This window comes from Paenibacillus uliginis N3/975 (assembly GCF_900177425.1).
GTDB classification, from domain to species: domain Bacteria; phylum Bacillota; class Bacilli; order Paenibacillales; family Paenibacillaceae; genus Paenibacillus_AQ; species Paenibacillus_AQ uliginis.
The window spans coordinates 1,861,600-1,876,485 of record NZ_LT840184.1 but is presented as its reverse complement, the minus strand read 5'-3'; the positions used below and the strand labels follow the sequence as shown (position 1 = coordinate 1,876,485).

At 47.0% G+C, this 14,886-nt stretch carries 13 protein-coding genes; all 13 read right to left on the bottom strand.

Annotated elements, in window-relative coordinates; genetic code table 11:
- Positions 1–10: 10 nt before the first annotated feature.
- Positions 11–907: a carbohydrate ABC transporter permease gene (locus tag B9N86_RS08850; RefSeq protein WP_208918689.1), complete on the bottom strand. Its 897-nt coding sequence runs from the start codon at positions 905–907 to the stop codon at positions 11–13.
- A 13-nt stretch (positions 908–920) separates the two neighbouring features.
- The gene (locus tag B9N86_RS08845; protein ID WP_244563015.1) at positions 921–1,826 is read right to left on the bottom strand and encodes an ABC transporter permease; all 906 of its coding nucleotides are present in this window, start codon (positions 1,824–1,826) and stop codon (positions 921–923) included.
- Positions 1,827–1,994: 168 nt separating this feature from the next.
- Positions 1,995–4,292, bottom strand: coding sequence for a helix-turn-helix domain-containing protein (locus B9N86_RS08840; protein WP_208918688.1), 2,298 nt, complete (start codon positions 4,290–4,292; stop codon positions 1,995–1,997).
- Positions 4,293–4,456: 164 nt separating this feature from the next.
- Complete coding sequence (locus B9N86_RS08835; protein WP_208918687.1) at positions 4,457–4,897, bottom strand: GNAT family N-acetyltransferase; 441 nt, start codon at positions 4,895–4,897, stop codon at positions 4,457–4,459.
- A gap of 27 nt (positions 4,898–4,924) precedes the next feature.
- The gene (locus B9N86_RS08830) at positions 4,925–6,136 is read right to left on the bottom strand and encodes a VWA domain-containing protein (protein WP_208918686.1); all 1,212 of its coding nucleotides are present in this window, start codon (positions 6,134–6,136) and stop codon (positions 4,925–4,927) included.
- A 2-nt stretch (positions 6,137–6,138) separates the two neighbouring features.
- Positions 6,139–8,490 carry a DUF5682 family protein gene (locus tag B9N86_RS08825; protein ID WP_208918685.1) on the bottom strand — a complete coding sequence of 784 codons (2,352 nt, stop codon included), beginning with the start codon at positions 8,488–8,490 and terminating at the stop codon, positions 6,139–6,141.
- A complete protein-coding gene (locus B9N86_RS08820) occupies positions 8,487–9,590 on the bottom strand; it encodes an ATP-binding protein (protein WP_208918684.1) in 1,104 nt (367 codons plus the stop codon). Before B9N86_RS08820 ends, B9N86_RS08825 begins: the two co-directional genes overlap by 4 nt.
- 14 nt (positions 9,591–9,604) lie before the next feature.
- Complete coding sequence (locus B9N86_RS08815) at positions 9,605–11,470, bottom strand: HEAT repeat domain-containing protein (protein ID WP_208918683.1); 1,866 nt, start codon at positions 11,468–11,470, stop codon at positions 9,605–9,607.
- A 25-nt stretch (positions 11,471–11,495) separates the two neighbouring features.
- Positions 11,496–12,929: an SWIM zinc finger family protein gene (locus B9N86_RS08810; RefSeq protein ID WP_208920175.1), complete on the bottom strand. Its 1,434-nt coding sequence runs from the start codon at positions 12,927–12,929 to the stop codon at positions 11,496–11,498.
- 422 nt (positions 12,930–13,351) lie between these two features.
- Positions 13,352–13,585 (bottom strand): hypothetical protein, encoded by a 234-nt coding sequence (locus B9N86_RS08805; protein ID WP_208918682.1) that lies wholly within the window; start codon positions 13,583–13,585, stop codon positions 13,352–13,354.
- Between the two features lie 29 nt (positions 13,586–13,614).
- Entirely contained in the window at positions 13,615–14,097 is a 483-nt protein-coding gene (locus B9N86_RS08800) for a hypothetical protein (protein ID WP_208918681.1), read from the bottom strand.
- A gap of 69 nt (positions 14,098–14,166) precedes the next feature.
- Positions 14,167–14,322, bottom strand: a complete 156-nt coding sequence (locus tag B9N86_RS08795; RefSeq protein WP_208918680.1) for a hypothetical protein — start codon at positions 14,320–14,322, stop codon at positions 14,167–14,169.
- Positions 14,323–14,355: 33 nt separating this feature from the next.
- On the bottom strand, positions 14,356–14,886 hold the full coding sequence (locus B9N86_RS08790) for an STM3941 family protein (RefSeq protein ID WP_208918679.1): 531 nt from the start codon (positions 14,884–14,886) through the stop codon (positions 14,356–14,358).

Genomic DNA, 14,886 nt, shown 5'->3' with positions numbered 1-14,886 from the left:
AAATGGAACGTTATCCTTTTATGGAACCGATCATAACGCCTTTAACAAAAAACTTCTGAAGAAACGGATACACAACAAGCAGCGGAACCGAGGTCACTACAATCAGTGAATATTTCAGCAATTCCCGCAAACCTTGGCGGGCTGCTGCGGTCTTGGCATCACCGAGCATTTCGATATTAACCTCGTTCTGAACGAGAATATCGCGTAGCACCAGTTGCAGCGGATACAAATCCGCCCGTTTCAGATAAATCATGGCGTTGAAATATTGATTCCAATGTCCGACAGCGTAGAACAATGCAATGACTGCCAGAATGGGACCCGAGAGCGGTAGTACAATACTTCGCAAAAAGCGGAAATCCGAGCATCCATCCAATTGGGACGCTTCCAGCAGTTCACTAGGAATCGTCGTCTGGAAATAAGTACGCATAATAATGACATTCCACACGGACAGTGCCGCCGGGATCAACATGGCCCACACGGTGTCGATCATGTTAAGATCCTTCACGATCAGATAAGTCGGTATGAGTCCTCCGTTAAACAGCATCGTGAATACGAACAGCAGCATAAAGACATTACGTCCCTTGAAGTCTTTGCGTGAGAGCGGGTATGCCGCCATGACGGTAAGCACCAAGTTAATGGCAGTACCGGCCAATGTGTAAAAAATGGTGTTCATAAAGCCTTTGACGACCATGGCATTTTTAAATACAGCTTTATAGCCTTCCAGCGTCGGTTCAACGGGCCAAAGCCACACTTTACCGGACAGCACCGCACTGCTCGAGCTGAATGAAGCGCTTACAACATAAATTAGCGGATAAAGAACAACGATGAGAACAATGGAGAGCATGACATAATTAAAGATCGTAAACAGGCGGTCGGAGCCCGATTCTTTTATTGTCTTCGATTGCATATGTTTCGCCCCCCTACCATAAGCTTTCCTGTTTAAGCCGTTTGGCTGTTTGATTAACAATTAGCAGCAGAATGAATCCAATGACCGCTTTGAACAGACCGATCGCTGTGGCGTATGAAAAGTTCATGGCCTGAGAGACCAATCCGACCTTGTACACATACGTATCAATGACTTCCGACGAACGCAAATTCAGCGCATTTTGCATAAGCAGTATTTTTTCAAAGCCTGTTTCCAGCATTTGCCCCGTGTTCAGTATGAGCAAAATAACCGCGATCGGCATAATGCCCGGCAGATCAATATGCCGCATACGCTGCACTTTGGTTGCTCCGTCGATAACAGCCGCTTCATGTAGTGCAGGATCAATCCCTGCAAGCGTTGCCAAAAATATGATGCAGGAAAATCCGACATTTTGCCATACATGAGACCAGACATAGATAGACTGAAACCAGGACGCCTCCGCCATAAAATGAAACGGTCCGATGCCGATCCAACCAAGAATGGTGTTAATCAGCCCTGTTCTAGGATCCAGAAACTGAAGGAGCAGACCGACAAGAACAACGAGTGAAATAAAATATGGTGCGTACGTCACCATCTGAACCATGTTTTTGAATCTCTTGTTTCTTACATAATTCAGTCCTAGCGCAAGCAGAATCGGGAACGGAAAACTGGCAATCAGCGTGTAAAAGCTAATGGATAGAGTATTCCGCAGCAGTCTCCAGAACTCGTGTGAGTGGAAGAACCGCTCAAAATGAGCGAAACCTACCCACGCGCTCCCTCCGATTCCCTTGGTTACATTAAATTCTTTAAAGGCAATCGACGCTCCGTACATAGGCACGTACTTAAAAATGATAATGTACAACAGCGGCAGTGAGAAGAGTGCGTACAGCTGCCATTTGACTCTTATATTCTTCCAGCCCATCAGTGCCTATCACCCCAATCTATAAAATGGTCAACCCGACCGGTCCGGTGATTTGAAGTATAGATGGGTTTGGTTTTTGCGTAAATCATCTCATTTTTAAAGTTATTCCGTTCTTTAGAATCTCCATTATTCAGCATTCATGAACTTAACTTTTCTTTAGAAAATACCTTATCCAGCCTCATGATTTCGCCTATATTCCGTCGCGCTGATGCCATTGGCACGCTTGAACGCCCGGCTGAACGTATTTAGCGATAAGTAGCCAACAGAGGCCGCAATTTCGCTGACTGGCTTACCACTCTCTAATAAGAGCCGCTTGGCCTCTCGCATGCGAATGTTCTCCAAGTAATCGGAGAAATTAAGTCCTGTTTGTTCCTTGAAGAAATACGACACGTACGCCTCTGAGGTACGCGCTTCACGAGCCAATACGGTCAAGCATAATTCACTTTCCGGATAATGCACATCGATATAAGCAATCAGACGATTTGTTAAATCATCATTATGGCTTTTTTTTCGCTCTTCGTTCTTAAGGCACAGACTCAGCAGGGAAGCACATAACATTTCGATGGCCTCGGCAGGAGGAAGCACCGGATCCGAAGCTTTTAATACCGTTTCCGCTTCTTCGGCTATGTCAGCACCCGCAGCTTGTTCACAGCACTTTATCAATGTGCCGCATAATTCATGAGCAAACAACCTTTCCACGACCAACGGCAGCTGCCGATCCCCCGCATTTTTCTCCTGAATTTGTTGAAGATGCTGTTCTGTTTCCGCTTTGTTGCCCGACTTTACAAGCTGAATCAATCGTAACTCCACATCTGAAGGATAAAAATAGCTGGGAACCGTTAATTCTATATCCTCATGGTAAAGAATCGGATCACTCTCATGCCAACTGGCATGCTGCAGAACAAATTTGGCTTCACTGAAAGACCGGTACAACTCCGTCAGCCGGGTCTGTACGCCGCCAGCAGCCAAATAAAGTCCAGCACCCGTTTCTCCTGTAAGATCTTCATAAATTTCTCTCAGCAGTGACCTCATCTTAATCATAAAATCATCCGAGTTGATTTCTGTATCATGCAGCATTAGCGCCAACAAGTTCTCTCCTAAATCATGCACGATGACACAGTGATGTAAAGACTCCTCAATCCGGTCACGGATACCCAGCTTCACGATATCCATCTCTGTCAATATTTCTTCATTATAAGGAGCATGGTAGCCACGGAGACGCAAAATAACGACAGCATACTGCGAACTACGGAGATCGATCCGCGAATGCTCCAAAGCCGCCTCTACATCCTGCATAGAGGTATATCCTCCTTTAAGTAGCCTATCGAAAAAAACACTCCGCATTTGCGGAAGCTGCTCGTCAAGCCGTCCTTTCAGAGCATCATGCCTTTCGATCAGATCAGATACCGAGCTGCGGATATAATCCACCGTGTTACGAAGTACATGAGGGTTGTCCTCCGTGCGGGAAACCGGAAGCATTTGCAACAGTTTGAGAAACGGGCGACTGCTCCGGTAAGCAAAATAGGCTGCGATCATGAGGCCCAGAATAAGCGCAAGCAGAAATACGGTTAACGTAAGCTCTTTAATGTAATACGCTTTTTCGAGTACAACCGCTTTCGGCTGTGCGGATACATACGTCCACCCGTTATAAGCAGATGTGGTCTCGGTCACAAGCATTTCCTGACCATTCCATGTCAGCTGGGAGAAGCCCCCTTTTGTGGGAAGCGCTTTCAAATTAATCGAATCTTCGTCCAATCCGATGTGGCTGATCAAGTTTCCGTTCTGGTCAGCAATATAGGCGAATCCTCCCTGTTCAGAATCGATGTTTCGAAGCATCTCTTGAATCTGCTCATTGTTGATGAGAACCGTGATTACCCCCCCGCTGCCTTTAAGCCCAAAAGATTGCATAAAGCTCACAACGGAATAATGTTTCCCTTCATATACGACCGGGGTACCCGGCATATAGGTTTTATAGTGATAGGTGTCAAACAGCCGGCTCCGCCACTCTTCCTGCGTAAGACCGTCATAATGAAGCTGCAGGTCATAAAACTGCTTCATCGTATATACTTTTCGTGGGGAGATAAACATCCCATTGTTTTTGAAAGCAACATAGTAATCCACAATAAAATGATTGAACATACGGTAGTCAAACAGGCTTTTCTCCAAGTCCCATAAACTGTATGGATTCTTGCCTCCGAAAGGGTCTTTAACGAATTGAAAAGATTGTACCTTCGGTTCACTGGACATCTGCCGCGCAATTGTCTCGATTTCGGCAAGACGCCGGTCCAATGCTTCCCGGATTTGGCCTAATACGGCGGTACTGCTCTTCATCGTCTCGCTCTCGACAAGGTCGGAGGTCTTATTATAGGCGAACCAGCCGACAAGCAGCGCGCTGAACAGAATTAGCGCATAAGGAACAAAAAAACGGATAAGTAATGATGCTTGTTTGCCGGACGTATCTTTCACTGATTTTCCTCCTTCTCAGAGCTAGCGGTATTCTCAATATAACAAAGTTATTGAGCGCCGTCAGTAGCAAGCGAGGTGCTGTTTTAACGAAAATAAAAAGGATCTAGCCCCAGGATATAAAGTCCTTGGGCAGATCCTTTTCAGACTTAGTTTGATTCGTTTGTTCAGACCATGAGATCCAGCACGGTCTCTCCGTCGATCTCTTCTCCGGTCTCCACAAATCCAAATTGTTTATACAGATGATTCACCACAGAATTATCGGGCACGTGAGATATTCGAATCTTGGTGCATGTAGGATGGCTCTTCATTTTGCGTAAAATTTCTCCAAGTGCCGCTCTTCCGTACCCTTTCCGCTGGTATCTTTCATCGATCATAAATCGGCAGATCCAGAAATAGCCGTCGTCAGGATAAAGCTCTTCATCAAATAAAGCAAAACCAACCATGACATTCTCGGCATAAATACCGTAGGGTCTAGAGGTAGGCTCTTGCTCCGCTTTCTTTAAAGAGTTTGCATTGGAAGCAACAAATCTCTCTTGAAATTTCTGCGGCCTTAGAAGCAGGCATTCCTCTTTATTCTCATCCGTAATTAACTTCAAATCGATCATCTTCATTGGCCCCTTAGCTATACCAATTTAAATTCCCTTTGTGCCGAGCCGCTTCGCGAGCTCAGCCAGGTCCTGCCCTTTAAGCGCTCCTTCCACCAGCTGCGGGAGCAGCGCAGGAGTGCATGCGAAACACGGCGTACCATCACGAGACAATGATTTAGCGACCCCCTCATCGTAGAATGGCTTGCCTTCATCGGACAACGCGAGCAGGCACATCGTTTTGACTCCCGATTCCCGCAATTCACGCATACGCCGGATCAGACCTGCCTGATTACCGCCCTCGTACAGGTCCGAGATGATAATAAACAGTGTCTTCTTCGGTTCTTCAATAAACTGCTCACAATAAGCTACTGATTTATGAATATCCGTACCGCCGCCGAGCTGAATTCCGAACAGCATATCCACCGGATCATTGGCACACTGCTCAGTCAAGTCGACGACTTCCGTATCAAATACAACCACACGGGTGTCCAGCGACGGAATACTTGCAAATATAGAGCCGATAACCGAAGCCCAGATGACGGATTCCGCCATCGATCCGCTCTGATCGATATCCACAATGACGGTCCACTCTTTGCTGCGCTTTGCCCGGTCGAAATAGTAAAATCTCTCCGGCACGATCTGTCTACGGTCAGAATCATAATTTTTCAAATTCCGCTGAATCGTCCGCTTCCAGTCTATGCCGCTGAGCGAAGGAAGGGGCGTATGCTGCCTACGGTTCAACGCGCCGGTAATCGCTCGGCGGATATCTTCCTGCATCCGCTCGACCAGTTCATCCACGACTGCCTTTACAAGCAAACGAGCCGTATCCTTCGTCTTCTCGGGAATTTTGCCTTTCAGTGACAACAGCGTGCCAACCAATTGAATGTCCGGCTTGACCGTGGCCAGAACCTCCGGTTCAAACAACAGCTGCTTCCATCCCTTCCGCTCCATAGCATCATTCTGAATGATAGATACGACATCCTCCGGGAAAAATGACCGAACGTCCCCTAACCACTGAGCGAGGCGGGGGGCTGATTTTCCTTGTCCCGCTCCTCTCTGACCAGAGGACGCGCCTCCGGCTTCCGCTGCGCTATCCGTATTATCATAAATGGCTGCCAGCGCCCGGTCCATAATCAACTCTTCCTCCGACAGCTGTATATTTCCTTCAGGGCTATAGCCCGCTAACTGTGTTTCCGCCGACTGGCCGAGTATGAGTCGCCATCGTGATATCATCGTGGGATCTGACATCGTACTCATCGTCAAAAATCCTCAAAATCAAAATCATTCAAATCGTCAATCATCTTTACTTCTTCCTCCTTCAAGTCGCCGGTCAGAATCTCGGCAGCCTGCTCTGAATTCACACCCCATAATTCACCCAGCAGCTCGGCAATCATCGTTTTCTCCTTCGGAGAGAACGTACTGAAGGCCCGACGCAAAAAAACAAGCGCACGTGTGAATTCATCATCCTCGAGAGATAAAATATACTCATTCAGCTGCTCCCACAGGCTGAGCCGCGATAGAAGCCCGTACCGATTGCGCATCGACATACCCTCGAACCATCCTGCTCCAAGATCTGCCGGAATGCCGGGAGACAATCTTCGCGACACTTCCTCCGCACATTGCTGAGCCGAAATCGCATTTCGCTCCATCAAAATAGCGCAGGCATATCCTGATAGACGTGGATTTCGATCATCCCGCTCCGACAAGTGCTGCAGCTCCTGCAGCCACAGCCCTTCATCCACTTGCTCCACATGCTCCATAGCCACACTATTCAGCTCATTTAAGGCGGTAATCATCGAACCCGACACTTCATCACTGCACTGACTTCCATCCAGCAAAAATAAGCAAGCGCGCATAAACAACTGCTGCAGCAGTGGTACAAGCGGCTGCGTATCCATCCGCCTGATGCCGCCATAGCGGATAAGAATAGACAGTTCTCTGGATGCTGCGGCGATCCCCATCACATCCCGACTGTCCACAGCAAGTCTCTGCAGGGTCTGACGTCCTTCTTCCATCTGGTGTATCATCCCGCATTCATAAGCTATACGGATCAGAGATGAGGCTTCCTCAATCGAACTGCAGTCCGTCAGCTTCTGCTGAAGCACATAAGCTGAGGCGACTTCTACCGTCTCCCCGAGCAGCGTCGACTCCACAATCTGAATCTCAACCTCTGGCGTCCACTTTACAACCCAATGTTCTGCCCATGCAGCCTGCTCTTGCCCGCTCGGCCTGGCACTTACAAAATCAATCCCGAGCAGTTTCAATCGATGAAACAGAAAAGAACGGTTCAGATCAAGATAGGCCGACTCTTCCGACTTTACCCTCCGGTTCTCGCGCAAGTCCAGTATCAGATCATTGGCTACAACCGACTTATATTTCTCCAGCTTCAATCTCTTAAGTTGGCGGTTCAGGTCATCCTGTATCGGTGTTTGACTGACGCCTTCAGCAAGCTCCCCAATAGATGTGCCGATGTCCGTCCGCGCAAGCTCCTCTGCAACAACCGCAAGTTCCCCGCGTCCAAGCAAAGTCTGGGCCGCATCCCGCAAATCACGAAGTGTCGGTGCACTACCTCCATGTAGAGCCGCGAGGGACTCCGCGAGCCGAACCGCTTCAATAACTTCCGCTGTTGAGCGATGCGTTCCATTCTTTCTCATCGAACCCGCAACCATAGACAAATAATGATGCGGCAATTCCGCAAACGATCCTTGAACCATCCGATCCCACATCATCTCAAAATATTGAGGAGCTATATTTCCGGCACCATAACCTGAGAGGGATGAGAGCTTGTAGTAGGAATAAGGCATAAGCGTCAGCTTTGTTCCGCGGGAAGGCAGGTTTTTCAATTCCTCATCGTCCATCCGGTCAGACAGATCCGTAAGGGCAGAAGCATGGTATGCCCCGCACACGACCACAATTTGTTCCGGTTTATGCCCTGCTTCGATCACTTCAACAATTTGCCGACGCATATAGGACTCTCTGATGGCATTGTAGGCATATTCCAATGTATCTTCACGCCGTTCCTTCTCCTCCGAAAGCTCCCGCATTTGCTTCGAAAAAGCGAGTATGGATTGTTGATAAGCGCCGGTATTCAGGTTGTGCTCATAACTGCGTTCCCAATACATATCGTAATCGTATTCTCCGGCCAGTTCAGCGATCTGACCGTATATCGAGTTCTCCGCAGGCTGACTTTCATCCATAGGTTCTGCTGCAACTGACTCTGCAGATGTTCCCTCATTTTCTCCCCCATCAGGGGTATCTCTCACTACGTTTGAACGCAGATCCTGCATACATACCGCCGACGATGACGGCAGATCAATAAATGCGGTATAAGCACCCTGTTTCTGTGCCCACTTCATTGCCTGATACTCCGGAGAATAAACCGCAAAAGGCCACAGAACAGTCCTTACAGGTAAATCCTCGGTAAACGCCAGTATGGCTACGGGAGGTTTGGTCGTCATGTTGGTCAGATGACGGATTTCAGATGTCGCATCAGACGGTCCTTCAATAAGCACGGCCGTTGGGCGGATATCGTCCAGAAAATCTAATAAATGCTTAGCACCGGCGGGAGACAAATGCCGAACTCCAAAAATATGTACGCCAGCAGCATTCACTGGTTTATCTCCTTGCAAGCATTGTACAGACCCCGCCACTGCGCCCCGCGTTTCTTCATAATATTGTCGAGATATTCCTTCCACACCAGCCGGTCCTTATCGTCATCCTTAACAATCGCGCCTTGAAGTCCTGCAGCCAGATCTTCATCCGTCAGCTCACCGCTGCCAAAGCTAGCTGCCAGAGCCATACTGTTCGTCAGCAGTGAAATGGCTTCCGCCGTTGAAATAACTCCTGCTGGAGACTTCACTTTCTCTTTTTTATCCAAGGTCATACCGCTGCGCAGCTCCCGGAATATCGTAACGACCTTGAGCAGTGCTTCATCTGCAGGAGCAGCAGCCTGCAAGTCATAAGAGCCAGCAATCTCAGATACACGCTTTTTCACGATTTCAATTTCTGTATTCAGATCCGCAGGAGCAGGAAGAACAATAATGTTGAACCGCCGCTTGAGCGCCGTCGACATCTCATTGACCCCCCGATCTCTTGTATTCGCGGTCGCAATAATGGAGAAGCCTTTTCGGGCGTTCATTTCTTTGCCAAGCTCAGGCACTGATATCGTCTTCTCGGACAAAATGGAAATGAGAGCATCCTGTACCTCTGATGCACAACGGGAAATCTCCTCGAAACGGGCAATTCCTCCTGCTTCCATAGCCCGCATGATAGGACTTTGCACCAGTGCTTCAGGTGTTGGTCCCTGTGCAAGCAGCATCGCATAGTTCCAAGAATACCGGACATGCTCCTCACTGGTTCCGGCTGTTCCCTGTACAACCAGACCCGAATTCCCATAGATAGCTGCCGACAGATTTTCTGACAACCATGATTTGGCGGTTCCCGGTTCTCCTATTAACAATAGCGCTCGATCGGTTACCAGTGTCGCAATCGCCATCTCAATCAACCGTTTGTTACCAATATATTTAGGGGTGATATCTGTCTTTCCTGCTTTCCCGCCAACAATGAATTTAAGTACAGACTGAGGTGACATTTGCCACCCTGCCGGGATTTTGCCGGTGTCCTCTTTACGAAGTGCCTCCAATTCATGACGAAACAATATTTCCGCGGGTTGACGCATGATATCCTGTAATTGCTCTTGACCTGCTGCCATCTATTCCACTCCTTTTATGTTCTGACTAAGCCTTTCATATTCCGTAGCACATATTGAAGCTGATCTTCAGCATTAGCCTTAAAGTTAGGTAATATCGCTTGAACGCGGTCATAATAGCTGGATGGTAGACGACATAGCTGCTTGAATATAAAGGGTTCAATCTCATAACAATCCTTGTTCCGCTCATCTTCCAGGGCAGTAACCAAAGCTTCATATAAATTTTCGTCCTTCATTCCCGAACGAATCAACCCCATGATTATCAGATTGGCGAACCGGTTGCGGAATTCGGGAGAGTTCTTCAGCTTTTCCAGCAAATACACTTCCGCAGCCTTATGTCCTTGCCGAGCAAACGCGCTTACTAGTGTAAATTCATCCTGCTCAATAAAAAGCTCCAGCCATCTATGATCCCAGCTCATTTCCATCTGCTCCTGCGGCAGCATCTCAACATAATAGGTGTAGCTTCCTTTGTCCGCAAAAGACACGATATCCTCATAAGCTCTGTATTCCCGGTGGATAACCAAATCCCCAATGGTGCCCAGCAATTTTTTCCGCTCTTTGGCCACTTTGCTTAGAGTAGAGGATGCAAAGCCTTGAACCAGGACTTCCTCATACTGTTCATATAAGCGTTCAGGCGAGAGCACACGATGGGTTTTACTGAACACTTTATTAACATAGGAATCACTGTGTTTGAAATGCTTCAAATCTTGCTCCGCATTTTCATGAAGCAGTTCCCTGGCTTCCTCGGTATCGATCCGACCCATATAGATTACCGCTTCATTCACAAGATACCCCCAACCTAAAGAGGTCATATACAAGGAATATTGGTTGAGCACATCCCGGTACAACTCTTCCAGCTGTAGACTCTGTTTATCACCCATTGCCCATAGAAGTAACCTCACCCTAGACCAGATTTCCTCAATCTTCTGTTTATCATCTTTCACTTCAGAAACAGATTGAAGCTCAGCAGATAAATCACGGACAAGCCAGTCTGTTAACAGGGCGGAATTGCATTTAGCCAGTACTGGATTCACCAACTCTTTGTCTTTTCCTAAGGAAGCTTCATACAACCTCTCCACAGACGTATCTGAACCGTTCTCAGCAAGCGCATCATATGCGGCTTCACGGATCACTTTCTTCTTATTCCGGCTCCATTCAATCAGATCGGATTCATATTCCTCATAGCCTGCTAGCAGCTTGATAGCCGCAGAACGCACATCATCCGTTCCCGTTTCGGTGGCTTGATAGATCAGATCAAGCACATCCTTGCCGCCTGTCTTCGCTATGACCTGCAGCTTGCGGGATTCCGACTTTCCACCCTTCGGATCAAAACTCTCAACGAGGAAAGGGACAATCTCGGGACCATATGATGGCAAAATATGATTACCAGCAAGCTCTGATATTTCTACATAGGGATCATTCAACGCTTCAATAGCAAGGTGGACGAGACGGAGATCCTGAAACAAACCTTCCTTCCAAGCATCAACGATGATCTCATATCGCCCGCCGCCTTTTGTGGTTAGAGCCACTTGGACAGCGGAAAGCTTACGATATGACAAATGTGATGACAGCGAAATAGGACGGCTGTTAACAGGCGTAAGCTCGCCTTCCGGGTTCGTTGTTCCCTGCGTATGCAAGACCGAACTGAGCAATAAGTTCAAATCCTGAAGAAGCTGTGCGGAGCGAGAGTCCTTGTCGGATGCAGGTTCAATCAGCGCGCTAATGCATTCACCCAATCTTTTAAACACAGGAGCCCGCTCTCCTAACTGCTGGAACTGCGGCAGCAGCCGTTTCAGTCGGAAATCGTCGACAGCCAGTTCACTTCCTGCAATATATAAACGCCTAACCTCCTGGTTAAGCTCCTGTAGTAATGCTGTACTCATTGTCGTTCCCCTTTCGTTAACTGCTCTAGTACAGCAGCCGGATCAGTTCCGTCTCCGTGATTATGGTTAGCGGTTGTGCCAACAGGCGGCCTGTAACAAGGCAATGCTCAAACATAACAAGCATGGAGACCCCGCTCAATTTCTCCTCCGGAAGATATCGCAGCAAAGGTACCGTAGGCTCTAAGTACACATCTCCCAATCCAATCGACTGACCGGATCCATCAGTAATGGCATACTGCCCATCTGTGTTTTGGCAGACCCGGGAAACTTGTAGCAGCATAACCGGATTTTTATCACTTAGTGGATTTTTCAGTTGATTCTTCACCTTTTTAACAGCCTCTGCATATGAATTGGCTGAAAAGGCTTTAATCCACTCCAAATCCTGTGTTGTCACTGGCTTTGAGATCATCTCTTCAAAGCGCACCCGTCGGTTCATATCACCCGGGTATCGGTATAACATAGGGATTGCAGCTACTTCGAAGAAGCTGTCATCCTCACGCATCCGCTTTGCAGCTTTATAAGGACGGTACTGAATCGTACGGTGGATTTCTCCGCTGTCCTTCTGAATCCAGTATCCAATGTCCACATACTCTTGACGCGCATCATCCGCATAACTGAGAAAAGAAAGCTGGATCAGTTCCACCTGCTCACTAACCAATCCGAAGCTTTGCAGCTCAGTCAGCTGCCACGCGTGCCCTAGCCACTCTTCGATCGTCGATTCATGATCAAGCGCCATCTCCGGATCTTCCAGCTTCGCGGTTAAATAGAGTCGCCCCTTTTTAATAAAAGCGTTCATGACCGCAAGCTGCTCGGCAGCATATGTATAGGCCGTCTCTTGATCCTCTGAATCCGACAACAGCAGCGACAAACGGCGCAGCTCATTCTGAGCACCTGACAAGTAATAGTTGCCCATTTGCTTTACATGATCTTTAATCAGCTTCAATTCTTTTTTATCCATGGTGCCAAGCCCGTTCCGGATAAGCGAGTGGATCAGCTTCTCCAGTACGTCTAAGCCCTCCAATTGAGTGGTGATTTTCTTTTTAAGTGCGGATTTATTAACCTTCTTGGGCTTGGGTGCTACCCCTTCTGCAGCTTCCTTGATCTTCCGCTCTTCCCGTTTCTCAGCCTTCTCCCGCTTCGCCGCCAGATCTTCCGGCACCACACCAGGCGTAAACGCTGCACCATCTGCATAAGCATATAGCAGCCCAAGCACATGCTTGCAGGGAAACTGTCTGCTAGGACATGTACAGCGCATGACCGGTTTCTCAGGTATCGCAAAATCAGCGGACGGTTGGTAATGAGAGCTACCGCTGCCCGCACATGTACCGAACAGTACGACTTTATCCTCTGAGTGATTCAGCTGCAAGAACCGCCCCTTTTTAACAAGGCCCTGCCCATTCTTAATGGCTGCACTATTCGGTGCAAGCGAATCAATCCATGTCTCTGTAATTTCAACCAAACTCATACCCTCCTACATCAAATCGCTACTGGAACATAAATAATAGTAATATCCTTTACCTTAAATCATACCTAATCTCTGGTAATCTCCGTACCCTTCTTAAGACCTATTTAAGAACACTCATTCTTATTTTCCAGACTTATCTTTCTTCGAATGGATAATCACGGTATTACAAAAGGGATTAAAGGGACTGTCTCAAAAGATTCAATGAGCTATGGCCCCTCTTTATTCGTTGTAAGGTAGCCCTCAGGTTACGTGTAAATTCTAAATGTTGACGGTCAGTTGGCTGCCGCTACGTTAACACACTATTTTTGCTGATGCATAAGGACTGACGTTCCACTATTTCTCTATTTTTGACTTTTTGGGTGTGTACGCGGACAGGAGATCCGCTATTCTCCATCGATCAAAGGAATTCAGGGGTATCAGGTGCAAATAACGGAACCTCCGTCCGCGAGTGTCACAATAATCAGCTGATTCTCGCAAATAACGGATTCTCTGTCCTCCAGTTCGCAACACGCGGTGTGGCGTTGCATGTCGGCGGTCGACCACATATGTGTTTGTGTGTACATTTTTCGCTTTCCAGAATCGATTCGTTCTCTCCGCTCGTAAATATCCACACCAAAAAGCCAGCCGAGGACGAAATCTCGACTGGCCATAGGGATTATCATTGTATATCATCAAACTATCACCATTGCTCATATTCTTCCAACAGGAACTCACCTTCGACCTCTAATATGGCATCCGGCTTACTTCCATCGTAATAACAAATATCAGTAGTCGATCCCTTCCATTGAAAGCCAAAAACACCCTGCCCTTTATACTCCAACATCAAAACATTACGGTCTACATCCTGATGCTCAAAATAATATAGTCTGGCGTCCCAGTTATCTTGCTCATGGTCATATCCAGCTTCGATCTCATATCTTCTCACTCCAAAATGATTCAAATCCAGTTCATCCAAATAGATCGTTATTTCGGCGTTTGGATTCATATGAAGCCCTTCCGTATCCGGTACTGTCATCATAGGCTCCTCATCCGTTTCCGCCTCAAACCACATCATAATTCGCTTGCTGCCATCCTCTTCATGTTTATATGTACAGTACGCTTTAGACTCGGATAATCTGAATTTCTCAACGCCATTAAAGCGCGTGATCGTTAAAGTTCCCATGATGTTACTCCTTCGGCATATCGGTTTTCGTTATCGTTTTGGATCGTTATGGTCTAAATTACTGTATCGTTATGGTCTGTTTCTCTGGTCATTCATCGTTTTAATGCCTTCATTAATCTCATCCAATGTTTTTTGAAGCTGCTCCATTCTTCTCAACCCAGAATATTGATTACCAATAATCCCGAATAGCCCGATCAGCAATATTACAAACACAAAAAACTCCATCAACACGTCCTCACTTTCTGTGCGTAAAAATGCTTATTGAGCTTCTCTTTCTTTTTGAGACAATTTCCATTTCTTTAGAACGATCAAATACAATTTATCTATGCTCATTGGCAGACCCGATTCGGCGATATTGATTGGAGTATCTACCAATCCTTGATTCGCACGCATCAACAGCTTCTTAAAGCCGGTTTGTTGTAACATAAACTTTTCCGGATGATACAACTTGATTCCGATCATCCTCTGGTTCATCATGCTGTAAAGTTCAATGTTTTTGATGTCTTCCCATTTGATTACACCTGCTTGAATGTATGAGGACTGATCCGTTATTCCTTCATCGTTAATGATCAAGGAAGGCTCTTTGTTTACGATTCTGGATGCGAAATAAAACAAACACAATCCAAAAAACACCGCACATATCACACCGATAATAACCATTACGATAGAACTGTTTTCCTCAGTCATCCCAAAATAAATTAATGCCGCTCCTAGAATGACAAAGACTGCTGCAAGCATAAACAATTTTCCCAGCTTAGGGTAAATTACGATATCTTCGTTGTTGTCCAA